Raw genomic sequence first — 19,598 nt, 5'->3', positions numbered from 1 at the left:
TTATTTCGCTCCTTTTGACGCGGTGCCATACAAGGACTCTAGAACCGTCTCATCCGCTTTGAAAATATGGCTCTCATCAGGGAAGGCGCGCTGCTTGACTTCCTGCACATATTGAGTGATCCCTTCGCGGATTTGTGTACCGATATCGGCATAGGTTTTAACAAAACGCTTTTCACGGTAAGGGGAGGCATAACGCAGTACATCATGATATACCAAAACCTGCCCGTCAGTATAACGTCCGGCTCCGATACCGATAGTTGGAATGCTAATAGCCCGTGAAATGGCCTCCGCCACTTCCTCTGTCACCAGCTCCAGCACTACGGCAAAAGCACCTGCAGCCTCCAGTGCCTTGGCCTCATCCATCAACCGCTGCGCGTCAGCCGGGTCCTTACCCTGAATCCGGTAACCGCCAATGGTATTCACGGACTGCGGAGTCAAGCCGATATGTCCAAGTACGGGTACACCAGCAGACACAATTTGCTTAACGGTCTCACAGATCTCGACGCCGCCCTCCACTTTAACCGCATGGGCACGTCCCTCCTGCATCAGTCTGCGCACCCCGCGGAGACTTTCGTCAATACTGCCGTGGTAGGTCATAAAAGGCATATCCGCCACAATAAACGTATTATGTGCTCCGCGGACTACGGAACGTGTGTGGTATACCATATCATCCAATGTGACCGGAAGGGTCGTATCATAGCCCAACACCACATTGCCCAGCGAATCGCCAACAAGGATGATGTCGATGCCGGCCTCTTCGGCCAGACGAGCTGAAGGGTAATCATATGCAGTAATCATAGTTAGCGGAATACCGTCCGCCTTCATTTTTTTCATTTTCACAATGTTCAATGCCTGTTTGTCTGCCATTGCTCCTCATTCCCCTTTTCCTGAGTAGATAGCGCATAAACGCGCAAATAAAAAACCCTTTAGCATAAGTCCGCTAAAAAGGTCCGAAGGGCAAAAAAGAGTCACTCGCGATCGTCCCTTCTGTCTCGGTCCTTACGGCTCAGAGCAGAATCCAACGTAACCGTTCATTACAGTTATGAAGGTGAATCCAAGAAACACATGATCTATTCCGGAGTGCAGTTCGCTTAAGTTCCGATACCGCCTCTGTCCATAGTATAACAAATGATTGCCGCAAATACACGAAAAAAATGTGACAAGTCATGGTACAAAGTCTCAAATAAGCTCGATTTCACCAGAGGATACGCTGTGAATTTGTCCCGATCGGTCCATCAGCAGTAAGCCACCATTATCATCCAGACCTGTCGCAAGACCCTCCATTCGCCCTTGTGGAGTATTTCGGGCCACTTGACGGCCCAGAGTCACCGACATGGCTTCCCATAGTCGAGCAACCGGGGAAAAACCGTGCTCCAAATAAAAGGCATACAGACTGTCCAGCTCGGTCAGTACGGCTCCGGCCAGAACCGAACGGTCAACAGAAGCCCCTCCCCGTTCAATCAGCAGCGAGGTACCCACTCCGTTCAGAAAATCCGGGTAATCCTCTTCCGCAAGATTAACGGAAATGCCAATACCGGCAATGCAATAGGCCAGCTCATTCTCATAACAGGATGACTCCAGCAGAATCCCGCATATTTTACGGTCTCCGGCAAGTAGATCATTTGGCCATTTGATTCCGACATCCACTCCAGACACGCGCCGAATAGCCCGGCAGACCGCTACGCCCGCCATCAGCGTGAGCTGCGGGGTAGACAACAGCGGAAGACTCGGCCGAAGCACCACACTCATCCAGATGCCCTTGCCGAACGGGGAATGCCATTTCTTACCTTGCCGGCCTCTGCCACCCGTCTGTTCCTCTGCAATGACGGTAGTGCCTTCGGGAGCACCGTTCTCGGCGAGCCGCTTGGCTTCCTCCTGGGTTGACCCTACAGTCGTCAGCATATGTACATGTCCGCCCCAACGGGAAGCCGAAGCTTCCTGTTGTAATCCGGACAACGATAACAATTCAATGTTGCTCATGTCCTACCATCCTTTTTGCTTCCAGTAACAATTCTTCTGGTTGATTACGCAGGTCACCGGTTGCTGCCCCCTGAAGAAGGTCTTGCAGCAGCCTCCCTACCCATGGCCCCGGCCGTTGTTCCAAGGCCGCGGCCAGATCGTTGCCGGTCACCGCGAGACCGGCAAGTGCCTGCACCGGCATCTGCGCCATCCACTGGCGCGCGATGGCCGGGAAGTCCTGGCCTTCCCCAGTACGGGGAAGGCCAGCGGCTGTGGCAGCATCCGCAGGCGCTGCCACAAGGAAGGCGGCGTGGTCTGCGCCGCCGCCCGGTGCGCTCCCCGCTGCTGCAGGGAGCGCCTCCTGCAGCGCCAGCCAGCCTTCGGCGGCGGCGCTGCCATGGGCCAGCACGGCGGCGATCCATTGCCGCCGCAGGGCCTCCACAGCGCCCGGGTCCCCCGCGGGCGCTGCTTCAAGGGCTGCGGTCCAGGCTTCGCGGACCCGCAGCACCCGGACGACGGCGGTGCGCGTCGTCCCAGGGAACGTCCATGCCCGCAGCAGACTGTCGGCCTCTGTGGCCGACACGCCTAGGGCATGCAGGAGCAGCGCCCAGCGCAGATGGGCGCCCTCAAGTTCCCCGATCCCGGCCGTCAGGGCGGCGGCTGCCGCCAGATCGGCATCGGTCCAGGGGAACGGGGCCTTGCCGCGCGGCAATAGCCCGCTACGGGCCAGCATGCCAAGGCCGCGCAGCGGGTGCGGCCCCTCTACGATGCGCTCCACCTCTGCGCGGAGCCGCTCCACAGCAATATGCGCCAGCTTATCCCGCTGGCGCAGCAGCCCGCGCCACGTGTTCTTGGCGACGGAGAAATCCAGCACGGACGCGAAACGCACGCAGCGCAGCATCCGCAGCGCATCTTCTGCGAAGCGCTCCTCCGCGTCCCCTACACATCTTACGGTCCGGCGGCTCACATCCTCCGCACCGCCAAAAGGATCCGTCAGCACACCATCTGCTCCACAGCAGATGGCATTCATCGTAAAGTCGCGGCGTCTTAAGTCTTCCTTTACATCCCGGACAAAAACCACCTGTTCCGGACGGCGATGATCGGCATAGCCGCTTTCTGTCCGGTAGGTCGTCACCTCATAGGCATGACCGCCCTCAAGAACAGTTACGGTTCCATGCTGAAGTCCAGTAGGGACTGTCCGCGGAAAAAGCGCCACCACTTCCTGCGGGAGCGCCGAAGTGGTGATATCCATATCATGGACCGGACGGCCCATCAGCTCATCGCGGACACAGCCCCCGACCCAAAATGCCTCATGGCCGTTCTCCATCAGCTTGTCTATCACATTCTCTGCAGCTTCCGCCATGCCGGCAGGCGCCATCTTCCATTCCATTAGAAGCTCCTAACTCCCGAACCATAACCCAGTTCCGGCACCTTGCGGTCAAGTACCCGGTAATAAATGGATTCATATTGATCCGTGATCGTATTATTGCAGAAATCCTCGCAGGCCCGATGCAGACAGGCTGCTCTGAATTCCTCAATCATGACCTCATTAGACAACAGCTTAACGGCATATTCTGCCATCGTCTTCGTGTCGCCGATCGGGGCCAAAAAGCCTGTCTTGCCATGCTGAATCAATTCCGGTATGCCCCCAGCCTGAGAACCAATGGTCGGAACACCACAGGCCATCGCCTCCAGCGCGACAAGACCAAAGCTCTCCTTCTCAGAAGGAAGAAGCAACAGATCAGCCAAAGAGATCACTTGAGCGATTTCATCTTGCTTTCCGAGGAAACGAACCTTGTCGTCAAGACCCATCTCACTGATTTTAGCCTGAATCTTCGGCAGATCCGGCCCTTCGCCGACCAGCAGGAGCTTGGAAGGAATCTTCTGGCTGACCCGGGCGAATACATCCACTACATCTCCGACACGTTTGACTGGACGGAAGTTAGAGATGTGCATGAGGATTTTCTCATCAGGTTTGGCAAAATCGCCGCGCAAATCCGTTACATCCCGCGGATAGTAAACACGCTTGTCTACAAAATTGTAGGTAAGATCAATATCGCGTGTGATATCAAGGACCTTACGCGTTTCTTTTATCAAGTCCTGCGATACGGCGGTGACCGCATCACTTTCGTTAATACCGAGCCGGATTAAATCCTTCAGCGACTCATCCTGACCCAGCACCGTAATATCCGTACCATGCAGAGTCGTTACAACTTTCATATCATTGTTCAGCATTTGTTTGGCGAGAAATGCACAAACCGCATGCGGAACTGCATAATGGACATGCAGAATGTCCAGATTTTGCATTTTAGCAACCTGAGCCATCTTATTAGCTAGTGCCAGATCATAAGGCGGGTAACGGAACACATAATAATCATTGACCTCAACCTCATGGTAAAATATATTTTTCTGAAACGTTCCGAGCCGGAACGGGATACTGTGGGTAATAAAGTGGACCTCATGGCCTTTTTCAGCCAGCAGCTTGCCCAGTTCAGTTGCCACTACGCCCGAGCCGCCCAGAGACGGATAACAAGTAATGCCTATCTTTAACAACCGGTCCATCTTTCCGTCCCCTTCTTGTCTAATGTTTGGTAACTTCTTATATAAAGTTGAGTTGTTTACTCATTTTCTAATGCTTGCAAGAAAGTAAGCACCGCATCTTTCATTTGCTCCATGCCTGGAGATTCGAGCGGGAAATGCCCGGCTCCCTCCAAAATCACACATTTTTTACTAACCCTAAGTTTATTATAAAAGGGTTCGCTAAGTGAAATCGGCGTCATTCGATCCTCCTGTGGATGAACCAATAGGACCGGACAGACCTCAAAATGCTCAGGTCTAACGGACAGCTTCATATCCAGAAAGGTTCGTAACAGGCGTAATGGAACCTTGGTGCCTGCCGCCCCTGAATCATTCATAATCAGTTGGTTTAACTCGCTATTATTAGAAATGAAATGCATACGTGAAACATGGTTCACAGATATTTTCAAGGAATCCAATACCATTGGAAATGAGTCCATCATCAATTTGCCGAATCGGCTGATCAACTTGTTAGGAGCCAGCTGATCACGAACCTCACTCCGGCTGGTGTCAACAAATGTCGTTGCTATCAGGCCTTTTACTTTTTTATTGTGCGCAGCCGCATGATATGACAGCATACCGCCAATGCTGCTGCCGAGCAGAACAATAGGTCGTTCATCCCGCTCCAGCTCCCGGTCAATCAAATCCGAGATCAGCTGGATCCAGATCTGGTAGCCCATAGAATGAAAAGAATGCGCACGGCTTAGTCCGTAAGGAGGCAGGTCGGGTGACACCACTTCGTATCCGCTGTTCTGCAGCATTTTGGCATAGGGCGCAAGCATCCTGCCATTACCGCCTGCTCCATGAACTGAAATGATCTTCAGTTTGGAGCTTGTCACAGGCATACGATCTATATGAATAGTTCCCTTGTCCCATTCCCACCATTCTTCGGACGGAAGATCCACTGCTTTTAGCTGAATTTCTTCAGGAAAGAACTTCTGGTATTGCCGCCAATATAAATCACTTTCATTATAAGATGGCGGCAATTCCCTTAGAAGTGCCCTGTCGCGCCTCGTCACGATGACTGCTGCGAACCATTCCCGGCAGTGAACATTTCCACAGCATAAGGTACTTTTGTCGCGAACCCTTCCGCATAAGGAATAAGTCTGCGCTGTCCAAGCAGCATGTCTCTCGACCGGACACGTTCGATATAACCCTCAGTCAGGGGAGTGGGTACAGCGTCCTCTCCTTCTGGCTTGGTGAACTGGGAGCGGTAGCAGGATAGCGCCTGCTCCTTCACTCCGTATTGTTCTGTTACATCGACGATCAAATCGGTCCGGCCCAGATCATTGATGAAGTAAAAATACAGCTGCGGCGCGGCGACCGCAGGCTTGTCCGGCATATATTTACGCAGCTTGGCGTTAAAAACCGCTTCCTCTACAAGCTTGGAGCAGGCAATATGATCGGGATGGCGGTCTTCCCAGTACGGCGCGAATACAATATCAGGCGCGCACTTGCGAATCTCAGCGGTAACCGCAGCCACGTGTTCTTCAGTAATATGAAGACCTCTGTCAGGCAGCCCCAGATTACTCCGGACGGTAACGCCAAGCACGTCAGCCGCACGCTGCGCTTCGGTCTTGCGAAGCTCAACTGTACCGTTGGAGGACATCTCAGCGGCCGTCAGATCACACAAACCTACCTTCAGGCCAGCAGCTGTATGCTTGGCAATCGTTCCCCCCATACCGATTTCAGCATCGTCTGCATGAGCGCCGAATATGAGAATATCCAGCTTCATTCGTCTACCCCCGGTTTATATTTATGTACCAGCTCACGCCAGGCAAAATCCCCCCGGTCAATCGCCTTGACCAGAATTTCCGCGGTAGCGATATTCGTAGCCACCGGTATGCCATATACGTCACAAAGACGGAGTAGCGCCGTAATATCCGGCTCATGCGGCTGCGCCATCAGCGGGTCGCGCAAGAAAATAATAAGATCCAGCTCATCCTGAGCCACCATAGACCCGATTTGCTGATCTCCTCCGAGAGGGCCACTCATGTAGCGGTGAATGACTAGCTCTGTAACATCCATAATCCGTTGTCCGGTAGTTCCCGTTGAAAATAATTCATGCCCTTTAAAAACATGCTCATACGCCGTCACAAAGTTAACCATCTCATCCTTTTTGCGGTCATGCGCAATAAATGCGATTCTCATCATGGTGTACTCTCTCCCGTCTAATCTATAAAATGCTCAAATCCGTAGATCATTCCTGTATATTCCATTACCTTCTGGATCCCGATCTTGACTCCTGGCATATAACCCGCACGTTCATAGGAATCATGACGGATCTTCAGGGATTGCCCGAAATCGCCGAATATCACTTCTTCCTGGGCGAAAATGCCCGGCAGACGAACACTGTGAATACGGAAGCCGTTGTAATAACCGCCACGCGAGCCTTCAATTATCTCTTCTTCCAGCGGATTGCCCTGGCGAAGCTCTTGCCTCACTTCAGAGATCATTTCGGCCGTCTTAATGGCAGTACCGGATGGTGCATCCAGCTTCTGGTCTCCATGGTACTCGATAATCTCCAGATTAGGGAAGTACTTGGAGGCCTGTGCAGCAAATTTCATGAGCAGAATGGCTCCAATAGAGAAGTTCGGCGCGATCAAACCGCCAATCCCCTGATCCTTACACTGCTTGTCCAGCTCGGCGATTTGTTCCGGAGTAAATCCGGTTGTACCAATTACAGGACGAACGCCATATTTAACAGCCAGCGCGGTATGCGGATAAGCCGCTTTCGGGTTCGTAAAGTCTACAAGCACATCCGCGTTGCTGCTGGCAAGCGCAGTCTCCAAGTCACTCACCACTACGATGCCAGCTTCCTCCAACCCAGCTAGACGGCCTGCATCGCTTTCAGCTGATGACCGGTCTACCGCAGCAGCCAGTTCCAGTTCTTCATCCTGAAGAACCAGCTTCAATACTTCCTTACCCATTCTTCCGCCTGCACCTGCTACAATTACTCTGATTTTCTTACTGCTCATATCAAATTCATCCTCGCTTTCGCTGGTTCTGTAGTTATTGCATATAAGTCTGCAATGATTTCTGTAGGTCCTTCATCAATTGCCGTAGTCCGGCATCATCCGGATGCAAGGAAATAACTTCTTTCAAGGCGGAGATCGCCTGTACATGCTCATTCATCCGGCTATGCGCAATGGCCAGCCATACATAAGCGTCACCATATAAAGGATCCAGCGTGACCGCTTCTTTTAATAATGTAATGGGGTGATACGGGTTGAGAGTACCTGCCTCTTCATCTTCCAGCAATCGTTTGGCTTCGTTGACAAGCCTCATTGCCTGCAAATGCTGCAGGTGGAGATTATATTCCGGCTTGCTGCCGTCCAGCTTCACTGCGACAAGGGCGTGCTCGACCGCTTTATCCAATTTGCCACTACGCGCATAAGTAATGGAACAACGGTATCGAACCTCCGCATCGCAAGGGCTGGCGTTAATCGCCTTCTCGAAGCAGGATACGGCCTCCGCAAAATCACTGCGCAAAATGGCACGGTAAGCATCTTTGATATAATCAGTATTACTCATATATGCACCATCCTCACGGCTTCAAGTGCCGGTCGTTTGGTACAGCATATGATACATTTGCCTAATCGGTGTTTTTCTTGGTCCAACGGTCGGCATCACGCGTATTGAACTTGTGCATGACCTTGTCATGAGCCTCTGTGAGATCAATGCCAAGTGAATTGGCAAAACAAATGGTGATAAACAAGATGTCCCCGAGCTCTAGCTCGATAGAATTGTCCGCTTCATCCGCCTTCTTCGGCTTTTCGCCGAATTGATGGTTCACCTCGCGGGCCAGTTCGCCGACTTCCTCGGACATTCGGGCCAACATCGCCAGCGGGCTGAAGTAACCTTCCTTAAACTGCGAGATATATGCATCTACTTCACGCTGAATTTCATTCAGACTTTTTTCCATAAAATGTTCCTTCGCCCCCTGTTGCATCTTGCCTATTGTTTGCCCCTATGTTATCGTAAAGACGTTTTGAAGACAAATCTTTTTTAAGGAATTTTAAGTATCAGATAAAAAAGGCATACTTATTGTAGACAAGTAAAAGTCCAGAAAAATGCCCTATAGAGGCCTAACGAGGGATTATATGAATTCATCCAAATTGTTTGCGATTACAAAAACAGTAGCGCCAATCATGCTGGGAAGCGCCATCTATGCCTTCGGACTGCTGTATTTTATCATTCCGAACCAACTGATGGAGGGCGGTGTTACAGGGATTACCATCCTGCTAAACTACGCGTTCCACATTCCGATCTTTCTGACTACACTACTAATTAATCTGCCGCTCTTTTTAATGGGCTGGAAGGTACTCGGCGGGCGCCAGATCGTCTATACCGGAGTCGGTATTGGTTCTCTGACTATATTCCTATGGTTGTTCGAAAAAATGATCGATCTGGGCTGGATCAACCCGTTTAGCACAGAGCATGATTTTATTCTCGCTTCATTATATGCAGGGGTGACCCTCGGCCTTGGCCTGGGTATCGTATTCCGCTTCGGAGGGACCACCGGCGGCGTCGATATTGTTGCACGGATCATCGGACGCAAATTCGGCTGGAGCATGGGACAGGTTATCCTTACCAGTGATGTCGTCATTATTGGTGCTTCTCTGTTATACATTTCGCGGGAAAAGATTCTGTATACCCTCGTGGCTGTATTCATTTCCTCCCGGGTCATTGATTTCATACAGGAAGGCGCCTATGCCGCCAAAGCCTTTACCATCATCAGCGACGAGGCCCCAAAGATCGCCGATCTCATTAGCGAGGAGCTGGAGCGCGGGGTAACCTTGATACCCGCCATCGGCGCTTATTCCAAACAGGCCAAATACATGGTGTACTGCGTGGTATCCCGCCAAGAGATCCGCCGGCTCAGTCAATTGGTCAAATCCGTTGATCCGCGCGCCTTCGTCATTATCAACGATGTCCATGATGTGCAGGGTGAAGGGTTCCGGGAGACTTAACTAATTGCAGCCGCCCGATAAAACAAGCAAAAAGTCGCGGTTCGGTTGCGAAAAGCAACCAGACCAGCGGCTTTTTAGTAATTCAGGCATTCCGCGGTGCCGAAAGCATTAGCTATCGAAAATAAGTGCAATATTGCACCTTAATTTTCTCTCCAACTTATCATTCCAGTGATTAAGTGCATTTCTGTACCTTAATTACCTCGAGATTGGCTGTTACAGGCTTTATTGCAATATTTAACATACATTTTTGCCACTAAATGCCTCTAAAACTATATTTCCAACAAATTAAGGTACAAAATTGCACTTAGTTCTCAAATTGCCCCCACAGCTCAGTCCACACAGGATTGCACTCAGTTTTTCCGCTGCCACCACTGCTCAATCCAAACAGGATTGCGCCTAGTTCTTCCACTCCCCACAGCTCAGTCTAGTCAAGATTGCACTTAGTTTCTTCAGCAGCTCCACTGCCCGCGTACAAGCAGGGCCGTACTTAGTTTCCTATCCGCTCCAAGCCCGTCCAGAAACGACTCACCTTAGAAAAGAAACCCGTCCAACCCCTTCCTCACTCTAGTAATCAACACAAAAAGAGACCGGCGTGCCTCGCCGATCCCCTTCATTCCCCTGGTTCAATTCCACCACTGAACCTTGTCGAAGGACTACCCACCCCCTTAGGGGCACAGTGTATCAATTTCCAATCTTCAGGTTGTCCCTCTCTAAATCGACTTACAGCTCTCAGGGAATGCCCTTTTACCGACTTCCATCCCTTACATTGTCGCTCTATATAGGCTCCTATCCCTTACATTGTCGCTCTATATAGGCTCCTATCCCTTAACGTTGTCGCTCTATACAGACTCCCATCTCTTACGTTGTCGCTCTACATGAGCCCCAATACTCACATTGTCACCCTGTATCGACTCCCGATCCTCAGGACCTCTCTACATCGGCTTCCAGTCCTCAAGCCGCCGCTCTAAACCGGCTTCCATTCCTCGTTCTGGCCGCGGTATTTGCGGTAAGCGACGTAGACAAGGGCGGCAATAATAAATCCGGCTGCCAGCAGTCCCCAGGCCCCGTATTCCTTCGGCGCCAGCGGAAGCGATAGGGCAGGCTCATCCTTTTCCTTGCCAAACATCACCCGGACCGCCTCCTGGCCGTATGAGATGATCTCCATAAGCCGGGCACGTTCCGGCTTTTGGCTCTGGGACGGCACACCAGCTGCGTAAGACAGCCAGGAATCTAAGGCATTCACGACCTCAGGCTGACGCGAGATCAGCACCGCCGGACGGATATTGTCATACCTGCCCTGCAGCCGCTCCAGCGCCGTTTTCCACGCTGTCAAATCACTAGCAGAGGCACTCTGCTCCATCGCGTTCAGGTCCTCACGCAGCAGCTTGTAGTAATGGAGCCACATCGGCTGGCGTGGATGATTCAGGCTGTTAGCCGCCAGCCTCAGTCTCGCGGCAGCAGACTCCCAGCGTTCAGGGGAGATTTTCACCCCGGCAATGGCAGACTTCAGGTCTATAATTACAGCCGACAGTGCATTGATGCCTTCCACCGAGGTCAGCCCTTCAAAGGAAGAGGACACAAAAATCCGCGAGATTTCCTCGGTCAGCTGCCGGACCTTGGCAACATTACCATCCACCACATAGCCATACAGCGCTTCCGCTGCCTGTTCCAGCTGCTGTGCATCGCTCCTTGCTCCAAGCACAGCCGAACCGTCATCAGTCGTCTCTGGAACTTTCTGCACTGTACCGCTACCCGCATGATCCGCTCCGGTACCAAAGGCTGCGGCTCCCGTCGCTCCATACAGCCCGGCCACCAGCCAGCAGAGTATCAGGCCAATCAACAAACTATACCTTCTGCGCGGCATGAGACATCCCTCCTACCCTAAATGTATGGCAGCAGGACAAGGGATAGAACAGATGCAATGAAGGAAATGACGCCTCGTTAGAGCTCCCTCAGAGTCGGTTTTTCCTACCATGAAACACCCAGGCGGCAGCTGTACTAAAGATCGTGAGCGCGAAGGTAAAATACATCACCTGCTGCACATGATCTGTAAGCACCGACGGCAACCAAGGGAATACGCCATAGGAATAATCTACCGTATCGTTGAACAATGTGTAGATTAAGGCCAAGGGTAGCATTTTTCGATACGAGAAGAATCTCGCATATAGCAAAGCCTCCACAGCCATCCCTGTATGAGAAATGACTAACATCCAATCCTGCCAGGTCAGGGCATCCCCAAGATAGCCCCCGGCAAAAATAACGCTGACCGCCCATATCCCATATTTCACGGAAGTGACTACCGCAAGCGCTTCAATAATTCCGCGAACAATATTCCCGTTTAGGCTTTTCGGCGGAAACAACAGCAACAGGAGTGCTATGGTAAAGAAGAGGCTAGCCGTTGGGCTGTCAGGCACCATTGGGAGCAGCCAAAGCGGATAGTGGTCCGCTGTGTATGCGAGCTGGTTGCCGTACCACATATACCCGTAAATCGTACCGAGTAGGTTCACAATGAATAAGAGCCAAAGAATTCCCCGGTGTTTAAACAGTTTCTCAACCCAATGTTGCGACATTCTGACTATTAACCTCCCGATGACACTTTATGCAAGACCAAGCAGAAACGGCTTTGCCATCCTCTAATGGACGGTACCCGTTCAGCAAGAAATATAAGGCTGATTTATAACTTAAAACATATAAATCCTTATATTCATGCAAAAACCTGACCGCATGCACGATCAGGTTTGCGTTAACTCTATTTTACTGTTGACTTTTTTGTTTCGCAAGCCATCCGGCCAGATCGTCAATATCCTTATCTGACAGGCCTGCACCCGTTGCAGCCTCCAGCATAGATGGCATCTGTCCCTGGCCGTCCTTAATGATTTTAAGAATCGCTTCCTTGTCGTGAGTGTCTCCCACCCCGCGGAGAGAAGGGCCTGCTGCCCCCTTCAAGTCGGTAGCATGACAGGAGATACAGGTCGCCTGCTTGAAAAGCGCCATGGCCGGGTCATCCTTGTCCACAATTGCAATCTCCTTAGCCTTGACTGCACTGGAAGTAGGCAAGCCCTTGGCCCGGTTCTCCGCCGCTTTTTCCTCACGCTGAACATCTTCCGGGATTTGACCCGTCTCCGCCATCTCATGCTTGTATTCCGTCCAGGCGGTGTTAGTCAGGTAGACTATGGCCGCAAGGGACAGGAACATCAACGAAGAGGCGATCGGACGACGATAGAAGCGGCGCTCTCGGCCTGTATCCAGGAATGGAGCCAGAAGCAGCGAGCCGAACGCTACGCCCGTAACACCCAGGGTACCGAGAACGATGTAATCCCCCGATGCATAAGGCAATTTCAAGTACTGATAAAGAAAAAGGAAGTACCAGTCAGGGATGGGAATGACTGTTGCGCTTGCATTTGCAGGAAAACCCAGCGGCGCTGGCTCGGAAATGGTTAGCACTAGAATACCGACCAGAACTACCACGCCGACCATCCACTCTTTTAATAGAAAGTTAGGGATAAAAGCTTCCGATTTACCGGGATAAGCTGTATAGTCAGGCGGCGTAATGAATCCGCTTCCCCTGCGTACACGGGAATCACCGACATATACGACCTTTTCTTTGGAGTTATCTCCGTGTGCCATCTGTACTCCTCCTTATAAGTGTTGCCCCGCATCACCAGCACCGTTAAGCCACGATCCAGTACTTGTCTTATAGCGGACCGGAGATACCCTGTCTGCGGATCATGATAAAGTGTCCTACAAGCAGAATAAGCAATACCGCCGGAAGGAAGAATACATGCAGTGCAAAGAAGCGGGTCAGCGTTTCCGCGCCGACGATCGTACCTCCCTGCATCAATTCCTTAAGCACAGGTCCCATCACTGGAACCGAGTTGGCAATCTCCAGCGTAACCTTGGTGGCGAAATACGCTTTGTTGTCCCAAGGCAGCAAATAACCAGTCAAACCCAGACCTAACATGACGAAGAAGATCAGCATGCCCACGATCCAGTTCATTTCCCGCGGTGCTTTGTAAGAGCCGGTAAAGAATACACGCATCGTATGAAGGAACATCATAACGATAACGAGACTTGCGCCCCAGTGGTGCATCCCGCGTACAATTTGTCCGAATGCAACCTTTGTCTGTAAGTATTCCACACTGGCATAAGCATTAATGATATCGGGTACGTAGTACATGGTGAGGAACATCCCAGAGAGAATTTGAATCACCGTGATGAAGAACGTAAGTCCGCCAAAACAGTATACGAATGCCGAGAAATGATGCGCCGGATTGACGTGTTCGGGAACTTCATGGTCAGCCACATCTCTCCAGATCGGCGTAATATCCAAACGTTCATCAATCCAGTTATAGACATTTTTAAACATCGGAATCTACGCCTCCTTGTTAGCTACGGTATTCGGTATAATGTCTCCGAGATACACCCAGCCGTTATCAATTTTCGTCTTGTATTGATCCAGAGGTTTCGGTGCCACCGCCAGATTCTTGCCCAGCTTGGTATAACGAGCACCGTGACAAGGGCAATGATATTCATCCGGGTGCGTCTTGTTATTGTTCCAGCCAATCGTACATCCCAGATGTTTACAAATTGGTGAAAGCGCATAAATTTCTCCGTTCTCATCTTTACGGATCCAGGCCGTCAGCGTAGCTGTACTGGCATACCATCCGTCTTGCTGCTGAAGCTCAAATGTAAATTCCTGTGGTTCATCGGTAATTTTTCCGGTTTCCACAACTTTGATGAACTCCCCTGCGCCTTTCTTATGTAGTATCGGGTCCGCAGCAAAGCGGATCATGGGGAGAATCGCACCCACTCCCATAAAAGCAGTGGCACCGCCGAGCGTGTACGTTAAAAATTGCCTGCGTGACATCTCTTTACGGCTGGGTGGTTGGTCGGGCCAGGTCTCCTGTTGCTCATTATAGCTGCTCATATTGCAATATAACCCCCTCTTTCAATATATAAGAAAATGTATATCGCCGTAAGATTAAGAGGCTGGACCGAATATGGGTGCCCATTTGGAAATAAAAGCGCTTCAGTTATTTTGTTTCTTTATTGCTAAATCCGATTTCAATGAATAAGATCACATGTCACATAAGTTCAACCTAATCATAGCCCAGGCTCCAAAACCCGTCAAGAATATTGTCTATTTTGTGACAAGCCGAAAAGGGCATAAATTCATAAATTGTTGATTTTTCGTCACATTTAACCCTCTTTTATTTCTGCCACATTTCCTGAATTCTGTCCCCCACGATGGTATTTAGACGTCCTCCTTGAGGCACTTCAATATTAGGCAGGGCCAGCACTAAATCGCTTTCAATAATCTCATGCCCAGACAGGTTCACATCCACAGTCAGCACCACTGCATACTGGAAGCCACTGGATTTGACTTTATGACAAAGCTCATTAATTAATCCCTTATATCCGGCCCCCATGTACTGCAAAGCGGGATAGGTCACAATTCGGCCACGAAATGGAATCTCAACAATGTCCATAAAATCACGCAGTCTTTCAAGCGCGGCAGCTGTCTCAACAGGGCTCTCTGTACCCTGCAAACCCGTGAAAGGAATCAGACAAGTATCATAGAATTTTCCATTCTCTTTCCAGGCTGCGGGATCAAAATCACTAAATTTCATCTCGTTCCTCTCCTTTGTTGATAATATAGAGCCAAGTCAGAAATATACAGGTCCTATTATAGTGAACGCCCGAGATGATCGTCTACCTTTGAATCCGTAAAAGTCACTTCAACATAAATATCAGGACATCCGGCCTATTTAAGCACCTTATGTCCTGATATCCCAAAACAGCCCCACTACGTGAGGCTGATGCCTTGATTTTTTCTCAGGTACTTTGCGGGTCCTGAAAATGTATAAGATCCTTAAGCCAGGTTTTTCAGCTCTGCGGTCAGATTCCGGAAAGCAGTCTCGTCCCCCGCAGCCAGCGCCGTGTCGATCTCCCGGTACAAGATGTCGGTACGCCGCTTTCGCAGCGCTTCGTCCCACACCATTTCTGCTGCAAGTCCAAGCATCACTTCATAGGTAGCCTTCATTTTGTCCATTCGATACACCTCCGCTGTTTAAGAGATTCCGTGTTTTCGGGCCTTCTTTTGTTTTCGGTTACATTGAAGCCGGCTCCTACTAAATCATATTCACCAATTCCAGCTCCGTTCAACATTATGGCTTCCACATCGATGAATGTGTCTGTGCCTACCCCCGGCTATGCTTCTTCTGCAAAGAGAAGAATTCAGGAAGCGCGGTATATAGGTTCGTCTACCATTCAGATCTTTTTAATGACCTTCTGTTCTTCTACTGAAAAAGCTTCTTTGGCGCCGCAGCCTGGGTTCCCCATGATGTCATCATGACGGCAGGCCCTTCCGAGCGCTCACCTAGCCTCAGCATTCCCAGATGTACCATCATCCGCAAAACCCGCCCTTCCATAATAGAAGTAGCATCATCATAATAAAACGGCTTGACTAGCCAGCCCACTCCCCTGACCAGTGATGGAACACTGACCCACCGGTCTGCACTTGTACTGATCCAATACACCAGTGAGGGTAGATTGGGTATGGCACCTTTATACAGTCTTAACCAAAAGGAGAATAACTGCATCAGGTCTTCACATTTTCCAGCTTCCAGCACTGCCACTCCTGCCGCAGTCAACCTTAGTCGGAAGCCTGCCTCAGAGACCCAGTGACGATGACGGGCGTAATCATATAGCAGGGCCAACCTGGGCGGATAATGTTCGCCGGCCCTTCCGTATCCGAACCTCCACCCCCCCTTGCTAAGCAGCGGCTCCGGGATATGAAGAGCATTCATCAGCCCCTGCTGGTAACGCTTGTAAAGCGCTCCTTCCTGATTTAGCTCCGGCTCGTTCTCCCCAATATACCGCAGGATTAGCAACAAGTCACTCTCCAGCATATCACCTTCGCTCCGGTACCCTTCAGGCTCTGGACTTCCGTCAACCTTCTCCAGAATGTGCCGGCCCAGGGCTTCCCGAAAACGTGCCTTCAAGTCGCCCGGCATCTGGTATAAATACCGTGTCTGTTGTGAAGCGCCGTTAAAGAGCCAGCCTCCGTTTTTGAAGCGTGATACCAGTTCCCGATAGTTCCCTTGCTTATCTGGAGCAGCATCAAAGGTTGCCTGCCTCGCTGCCGCCAACAGATCCTCAAGACTGAAGTGGCTGCGTCCATCGAACAGCAGTGTGTTCAAGAAACGTAATTCTTCCGGACTGCTCCCCTGGATATACGACTCCAGAAAATTCCGGCTTCCCAGCGTAACCAAGATGCTTTGGATCAAATCATGCTTGGAATTCTGCTTGCATTGGCACTGGTAGCGTCCCGCAATGGCGGTTAGCTGACCAATATCTGCGTAAGTGAGCATATCCGCCAGATTCATGTTTTATCGCCTCACCGTTTTACTACCATTATGGGATTTAATGCCCTTTTTATTCCTTTTCACGCAAAAAAAATAACCCGAATGGTCGGGTTAACGCTGGTTCTGCAGGATATGACGTGAACAATTGTATAACAGCGGGTTCCATTCCTGTCCTTTTTTCTCGAGAATAGTCAGTGAAAGGTTACCGATCCGCTCCACATATTTATCCTTATATAAAGCAACATACAGTTGGGCCAAGAACCCACCGTGCGAGATGACCAGGATATTCTTGTCCGGATATCGGGCGGAGATGTCCTCCATGAAGTCAAGTGCTCGTGCCTGCAGCTGCGCATCCTTCTCCTGTCCGAGCTCAAGCGTGTTCCATTCCTTGCCCCATCTCTCTTCACGCTCTGCCGAGGTCAGTCCTTCCACTTGGCCGTAGGCCCGTTCCCGGATTCGTCCATCTGCTTCGAGCAGTGGAATGCCCAGCTTCTCGGCAACAATACTTCCGGTCTCTGCCGCTCGGGACAGACTGCTAGTAATGCAATAATCCCAGCGGTAAGGCTCCTGCAATAGTCTTTCTCCTAACATGACTGCCTGCATTTTCCCCTCGTCGTTCAGTGGAATATCACTCTGCCCCTGTATCCTACCAGCCGCATTCCAATCTGTCAGCCCGTGCCGCACTAAGCCCAGCAGCATCCGAATCACCCTTCCTTATAGTATTGCTTCTTAATGTAACACGGATACAAGCAAAAGTCTTCTTTTTAAGAGAGCAGGTGCAATTATGAAATACGTTGTAAATAACAAAAAGATCCTCTTTACAGGTGTAAAGGGATCTCTCATTGTCTACGATAACGGTTCAAGCGGGTCAACGAGAATACCGACAGCCCTACACCAAGCATGGACAGCATCATCCAATATTGCGGGTGTGTAGGTCCCATACTCACTACAAAAGGCTCAATGATTCCGCCTTCCGAGGTCATTCCAGGATAAGTTGACTGCCAATCCAGGGAAACGCCAGCAATGCCGGTCTCCACTATGCCACTCTGCGCCGACATAGTATTACTAGGTGTCTTGAACAACGTAAAGTAAAGGAAGCTACAAATGAACACCGCCAAAAAACAGGCAATCCAAAGGCTGATCCGATGGCGGAAAATCATGGAATTCCCTGCTGATCTGCCGTCACCCGGCATAAGCCAAGGACTTTCCAGGTAAATCCGCTCCATAACCTTTGCATTTACTGCTTCTGCGCGTTCGTCGCTAATTTCCTCTTGCAACTCAAAAACCAACTGACTACTCTCCTGCCACAACGCCCATTCGGCCGCGCAGTAAGGACAACTCTCGATATGCTTCTCAAGCAATTTGCGCTGGGGGTCGTTGCGGGGAGCGTCCCATAAAGCGGGGATACTTTCTTGCGCTTCCCTGCAGTCCATTGACCTTACATCCTCTCAACCTGCTCCTCATCATAGGCAGGCTCATAGAAATAGGATTCGAGTTGGAGCTTCACACTGCTCCTGGCACGGAACAATAATGATTTCACGGAGCTGACACTCTGATCGAGAATCACGGCAATTTCCTGATAATCCATCTGGTCGTATTCACGCAGAATCAGCGCCGACCGCTGCTTCTCAGGAAGATTGTTAATGGCTTCACGAACTAGGTTCATCCGTTCTTTGCGAAGTGCAGCCTGCTCCGGGGCTACCTCCAGTGGTGCTACAGGTGTATATCCACTCTCTTCGAGGGATACGTTACCGGCACGGTTCTTACGAAGTTCACTAAGCACCGTATTACGAGCGATCGTATATAGCCAGGTCGAAAAAGATGCATCTACTTCCCGGAAGGAATGTAGACTACGGAACGCCTTGTAAAAGGTCTCCGAGCAGAGATCCTCTGCGATGAGCTCCATATGGGAATTCTTCAGCATATGGTACACAAACGCCAAAATCTTGCGCTGATAACGCCGCATCAATTCCGAATATAATTCTGTATTTCCTTGCTTGATTTGCTGGATCAACTGGGAATCCGTCATGGTGAGTTTCGGCCTCCTCGCCTTCCACGTCTTTCCCGTCCCGAGCATTACATATTATTACCGGGCAGGGCTTGAAAAGTTGCGGTAGTACTGAAAAAAATGAATTGCCTGACGAACAACACTTCTATGTATATTCACATACCCAAATATTAAGGCATGTATCTATTGCAGCACAGTAAAAAAATCCCGGCTACCGGACATTGACGACATTACGAAACTAGCAATCTCTAAAAATACTTTCCTATTGTACCACACATCTACACAGGATTACATTAATAGACTTGGCCTCGGGAGAAACGTGTCATCCTCTCCTCCCAAAATGCAAATAACAAAGATAAAAGATTAGTTTATTCAGAAAAAGATAAAACACTGGCCCGAAACTTATGGCGATGGACAACAATAATATCCAGCAGTGAGCAAATTATTCAAATAAAGTATTGACAGAATGTAAACGGATACAATATACTGTATCTACAGTATGGTTTCTCTCCACTCCTATCCAAAACTGCACGGTTCCAAATTTTTTTGTGAACTGTAACCGCTTATAATGTAAGCGGTCTTTTTTTTGTCTATTTTTAGTAAGGATTGGAATTAGTGCGGTTTGGGTTTGGGTTTGGGTTTGGGTTTGGGTTTGGGTTTGGGTTTGGGTTTGGGTTTGGGTTTGGGTTTGGGTTTGGGTTTGGGTTTGGGTTT

Annotated in this window: 23 protein-coding genes; 1 reads left to right on the top strand and 22 read right to left on the bottom strand. The window is 50.3% G+C overall.

Annotated elements, in window-relative coordinates:
* The 10 genes from panB to ACFVU8_RS00070 form a co-directional block, all read right to left on the bottom strand.
* On the bottom strand, positions 1-867 hold the full coding sequence (panB, locus tag ACFVU8_RS00115) for a 3-methyl-2-oxobutanoate hydroxymethyltransferase (protein WP_066363166.1): 867 nt from the start codon (positions 865-867) through the stop codon (positions 1-3).
* Between the two features lie 312 nt (positions 868-1,179).
* Positions 1,180-1,980 carry a biotin--[acetyl-CoA-carboxylase] ligase gene (locus ACFVU8_RS00110; RefSeq protein WP_379464700.1) on the bottom strand — a complete coding sequence of 267 codons (801 nt, stop codon included), beginning with the start codon at positions 1,978-1,980 and terminating at the stop codon, positions 1,180-1,182.
* Positions 1,967-3,349, bottom strand: a complete 1,383-nt coding sequence (locus ACFVU8_RS00105) for a CCA tRNA nucleotidyltransferase (protein WP_387425371.1) — start codon at positions 3,347-3,349, stop codon at positions 1,967-1,969. Before ACFVU8_RS00105 ends, ACFVU8_RS00110 begins: the two co-directional genes overlap by 14 nt.
* The gene (gene bshA / locus ACFVU8_RS00100; protein ID WP_379464702.1) at positions 3,349-4,521 is read right to left on the bottom strand and encodes an N-acetyl-alpha-D-glucosaminyl L-malate synthase BshA; all 1,173 of its coding nucleotides are present in this window, start codon (positions 4,519-4,521) and stop codon (positions 3,349-3,351) included. Before bshA ends, ACFVU8_RS00105 begins: the two co-directional genes overlap by 1 nt.
* 56 nt (positions 4,522-4,577) lie before the next feature.
* A complete protein-coding gene (locus ACFVU8_RS00095; RefSeq protein ID WP_387425369.1) occupies positions 4,578-5,522 on the bottom strand; it encodes an alpha/beta hydrolase in 945 nt (314 codons plus the stop codon).
* Between the two features lie 29 nt (positions 5,523-5,551).
* Positions 5,552-6,271, bottom strand: coding sequence for a bacillithiol biosynthesis deacetylase BshB1 (gene bshB1 / locus ACFVU8_RS00090; RefSeq protein ID WP_387425367.1), 720 nt, complete (start codon positions 6,269-6,271; stop codon positions 5,552-5,554).
* On the bottom strand, positions 6,268-6,690 hold the full coding sequence (gene mgsA, locus ACFVU8_RS00085) for a methylglyoxal synthase (RefSeq protein WP_066363183.1): 423 nt from the start codon (positions 6,688-6,690) through the stop codon (positions 6,268-6,270). Before mgsA ends, bshB1 begins: the two co-directional genes overlap by 4 nt.
* 17 nt (positions 6,691-6,707) lie before the next feature.
* Entirely contained in the window at positions 6,708-7,514 is an 807-nt protein-coding gene (gene dapB / locus ACFVU8_RS00080; protein WP_379464705.1) for a 4-hydroxy-tetrahydrodipicolinate reductase, read from the bottom strand.
* Positions 7,515-7,548: 34 nt separating this feature from the next.
* Positions 7,549-8,070 carry a tetratricopeptide repeat protein gene (locus ACFVU8_RS00075; RefSeq protein ID WP_175373671.1) on the bottom strand — a complete coding sequence of 174 codons (522 nt, stop codon included), beginning with the start codon at positions 8,068-8,070 and terminating at the stop codon, positions 7,549-7,551.
* A gap of 61 nt (positions 8,071-8,131) precedes the next feature.
* Positions 8,132-8,461 (bottom strand): nucleotide pyrophosphohydrolase, encoded by a 330-nt coding sequence (locus ACFVU8_RS00070; RefSeq protein WP_066363194.1) that lies wholly within the window; start codon positions 8,459-8,461, stop codon positions 8,132-8,134.
* 178 nt (positions 8,462-8,639) lie between these two features.
* Here ACFVU8_RS00070 and ACFVU8_RS00065 point away from each other — a divergent pair, with 178 nt between their 5' ends.
* Positions 8,640-9,509, top strand: a complete 870-nt coding sequence (locus ACFVU8_RS00065; RefSeq protein ID WP_387425365.1) for a YitT family protein — start codon at positions 8,640-8,642, stop codon at positions 9,507-9,509.
* 964 nt (positions 9,510-10,473) lie between these two features.
* Here ACFVU8_RS00065 and ACFVU8_RS00060 read toward each other — a convergent pair.
* From ACFVU8_RS00060 to ACFVU8_RS00005, 12 genes are all read right to left on the bottom strand, one after another.
* A complete protein-coding gene (locus ACFVU8_RS00060; protein ID WP_387425363.1) occupies positions 10,474-11,373 on the bottom strand; it encodes a sporulation protein YpjB in 900 nt (299 codons plus the stop codon).
* Between the two features lie 88 nt (positions 11,374-11,461).
* Positions 11,462-12,079, bottom strand: coding sequence for a DUF1405 domain-containing protein (locus ACFVU8_RS00055; RefSeq protein WP_379464709.1), 618 nt, complete (start codon positions 12,077-12,079; stop codon positions 11,462-11,464).
* A gap of 184 nt (positions 12,080-12,263) precedes the next feature.
* Positions 12,264-13,136 carry a menaquinol-cytochrome c reductase cytochrome b/c subunit gene (locus ACFVU8_RS00050; protein WP_379464710.1) on the bottom strand — a complete coding sequence of 291 codons (873 nt, stop codon included), beginning with the start codon at positions 13,134-13,136 and terminating at the stop codon, positions 12,264-12,266.
* Between the two features lie 67 nt (positions 13,137-13,203).
* Entirely contained in the window at positions 13,204-13,875 is a 672-nt protein-coding gene (gene qcrB / locus ACFVU8_RS00045) for a menaquinol-cytochrome c reductase cytochrome b subunit (RefSeq protein WP_038594453.1), read from the bottom strand.
* Positions 13,876-13,881: 6 nt separating this feature from the next.
* Entirely contained in the window at positions 13,882-14,436 is a 555-nt protein-coding gene (locus ACFVU8_RS00040; protein ID WP_387425361.1) for a Rieske (2Fe-2S) protein, read from the bottom strand.
* A 283-nt stretch (positions 14,437-14,719) separates the two neighbouring features.
* Positions 14,720-15,139: a DUF2487 family protein gene (locus ACFVU8_RS00035; protein ID WP_175373678.1), complete on the bottom strand. Its 420-nt coding sequence runs from the start codon at positions 15,137-15,139 to the stop codon at positions 14,720-14,722.
* 242 nt (positions 15,140-15,381) lie between these two features.
* Complete coding sequence (locus ACFVU8_RS00030) at positions 15,382-15,561, bottom strand: IDEAL domain-containing protein (protein ID WP_066363216.1); 180 nt, start codon at positions 15,559-15,561, stop codon at positions 15,382-15,384.
* Positions 15,562-15,808: 247 nt separating this feature from the next.
* Entirely contained in the window at positions 15,809-16,897 is a 1,089-nt protein-coding gene (locus tag ACFVU8_RS00025) for a hypothetical protein (RefSeq protein ID WP_387425359.1), read from the bottom strand.
* A 90-nt stretch (positions 16,898-16,987) separates the two neighbouring features.
* Complete coding sequence (locus ACFVU8_RS00020; RefSeq protein WP_387425357.1) at positions 16,988-17,575, bottom strand: histidine phosphatase family protein; 588 nt, start codon at positions 17,573-17,575, stop codon at positions 16,988-16,990.
* 140 nt (positions 17,576-17,715) lie between these two features.
* Entirely contained in the window at positions 17,716-18,309 is a 594-nt protein-coding gene (locus ACFVU8_RS00015) for an anti-sigma factor family protein (protein WP_379464714.1), read from the bottom strand.
* A gap of 5 nt (positions 18,310-18,314) precedes the next feature.
* Positions 18,315-18,905, bottom strand: a complete 591-nt coding sequence (locus ACFVU8_RS00010) for an RNA polymerase sigma factor (RefSeq protein WP_066363226.1) — start codon at positions 18,903-18,905, stop codon at positions 18,315-18,317.
* 421 nt (positions 18,906-19,326) lie between these two features.
* The coding region (locus ACFVU8_RS00005) for a hypothetical protein (RefSeq protein WP_387425356.1) at positions 19,327-19,598 on the bottom strand (272 nt) is incomplete at its 5' end.

This window comes from Paenibacillus sp. NPDC058177 (genome assembly GCF_042883835.1).
In the GTDB taxonomy this organism is placed as follows: Bacteria; Bacillota; Bacilli; order Paenibacillales; family Paenibacillaceae; genus Paenibacillus_AQ; species Paenibacillus_AQ agri.
Note: the sequence above shows the minus strand (reverse complement) of the source record. Positions and strands in the feature narration are given on the sequence as shown.

Excerpts from the sequence above, each read along its gene's own strand:
- bshB1 (WP_387425367.1), bottom strand. The coding sequence starts at position 6,271 with ATGAAGCTGGATATTCTCATATTCGGCGCTCATGCAGACGATGCTGAA.
- ACFVU8_RS00020 (WP_387425357.1), bottom strand. The coding sequence starts at position 17,575 with ATGCTGCTGGGCTTAGTGCGGCACGGGCTGACAGATTGGAATGCGGCT.
- ACFVU8_RS00075 (WP_175373671.1), bottom strand. The coding sequence starts at position 8,070 with ATGAGTAATACTGATTATATCAAAGATGCTTACCGTGCCATTTTGCGC.
- panB (WP_066363166.1), bottom strand. The coding sequence starts at position 867 with ATGGCAGACAAACAGGCATTGAACATTGTGAAAATGAAAAAAATGAAG.
- ACFVU8_RS00025 (WP_387425359.1), bottom strand. The coding sequence starts at position 16,897 with ATGAATCTGGCGGATATGCTCACTTACGCAGATATTGGTCAGCTAACC.
- ACFVU8_RS00030 (WP_066363216.1), bottom strand. The coding sequence starts at position 15,561 with ATGGACAAAATGAAGGCTACCTATGAAGTGATGCTTGGACTTGCAGCA.
- ACFVU8_RS00065 (WP_387425365.1), top strand. The coding sequence starts at position 8,640 with ATGAATTCATCCAAATTGTTTGCGATTACAAAAACAGTAGCGCCAATC.
- ACFVU8_RS00110 (WP_379464700.1), bottom strand. The coding sequence starts at position 1,980 with ATGAGCAACATTGAATTGTTATCGTTGTCCGGATTACAACAGGAAGCT.
- ACFVU8_RS00015 (WP_379464714.1), bottom strand. The coding sequence starts at position 18,309 with ATGGACTGCAGGGAAGCGCAAGAAAGTATCCCCGCTTTATGGGACGCT.
- ACFVU8_RS00060 (WP_387425363.1), bottom strand. The coding sequence starts at position 11,373 with ATGCCGCGCAGAAGGTATAGTTTGTTGATTGGCCTGATACTCTGCTGG.
- qcrB (WP_038594453.1), bottom strand. The coding sequence starts at position 13,875 with ATGTTTAAAAATGTCTATAACTGGATTGATGAACGTTTGGATATTACG.
- mgsA (WP_066363183.1), bottom strand. The coding sequence starts at position 6,690 with ATGATGAGAATCGCATTTATTGCGCATGACCGCAAAAAGGATGAGATG.
- dapB (WP_379464705.1), bottom strand. The coding sequence starts at position 7,514 with ATGAGCAGTAAGAAAATCAGAGTAATTGTAGCAGGTGCAGGCGGAAGA.
- ACFVU8_RS00105 (WP_387425371.1), bottom strand. The coding sequence starts at position 3,349 with ATGGAATGGAAGATGGCGCCTGCCGGCATGGCGGAAGCTGCAGAGAAT.
- ACFVU8_RS00010 (WP_066363226.1), bottom strand. The coding sequence starts at position 18,905 with ATGACGGATTCCCAGTTGATCCAGCAAATCAAGCAAGGAAATACAGAA.
- ACFVU8_RS00050 (WP_379464710.1), bottom strand. The coding sequence starts at position 13,136 with ATGGCACACGGAGATAACTCCAAAGAAAAGGTCGTATATGTCGGTGAT.
- bshA (WP_379464702.1), bottom strand. The coding sequence starts at position 4,521 with ATGGACCGGTTGTTAAAGATAGGCATTACTTGTTATCCGTCTCTGGGC.
- ACFVU8_RS00035 (WP_175373678.1), bottom strand. The coding sequence starts at position 15,139 with ATGAAATTTAGTGATTTTGATCCCGCAGCCTGGAAAGAGAATGGAAAA.
- ACFVU8_RS00070 (WP_066363194.1), bottom strand. The coding sequence starts at position 8,461 with ATGGAAAAAAGTCTGAATGAAATTCAGCGTGAAGTAGATGCATATATC.
- ACFVU8_RS00055 (WP_379464709.1), bottom strand. The coding sequence starts at position 12,079 with ATGTCGCAACATTGGGTTGAGAAACTGTTTAAACACCGGGGAATTCTT.
- ACFVU8_RS00040 (WP_387425361.1), bottom strand. The coding sequence starts at position 14,436 with ATGAGCAGCTATAATGAGCAACAGGAGACCTGGCCCGACCAACCACCC.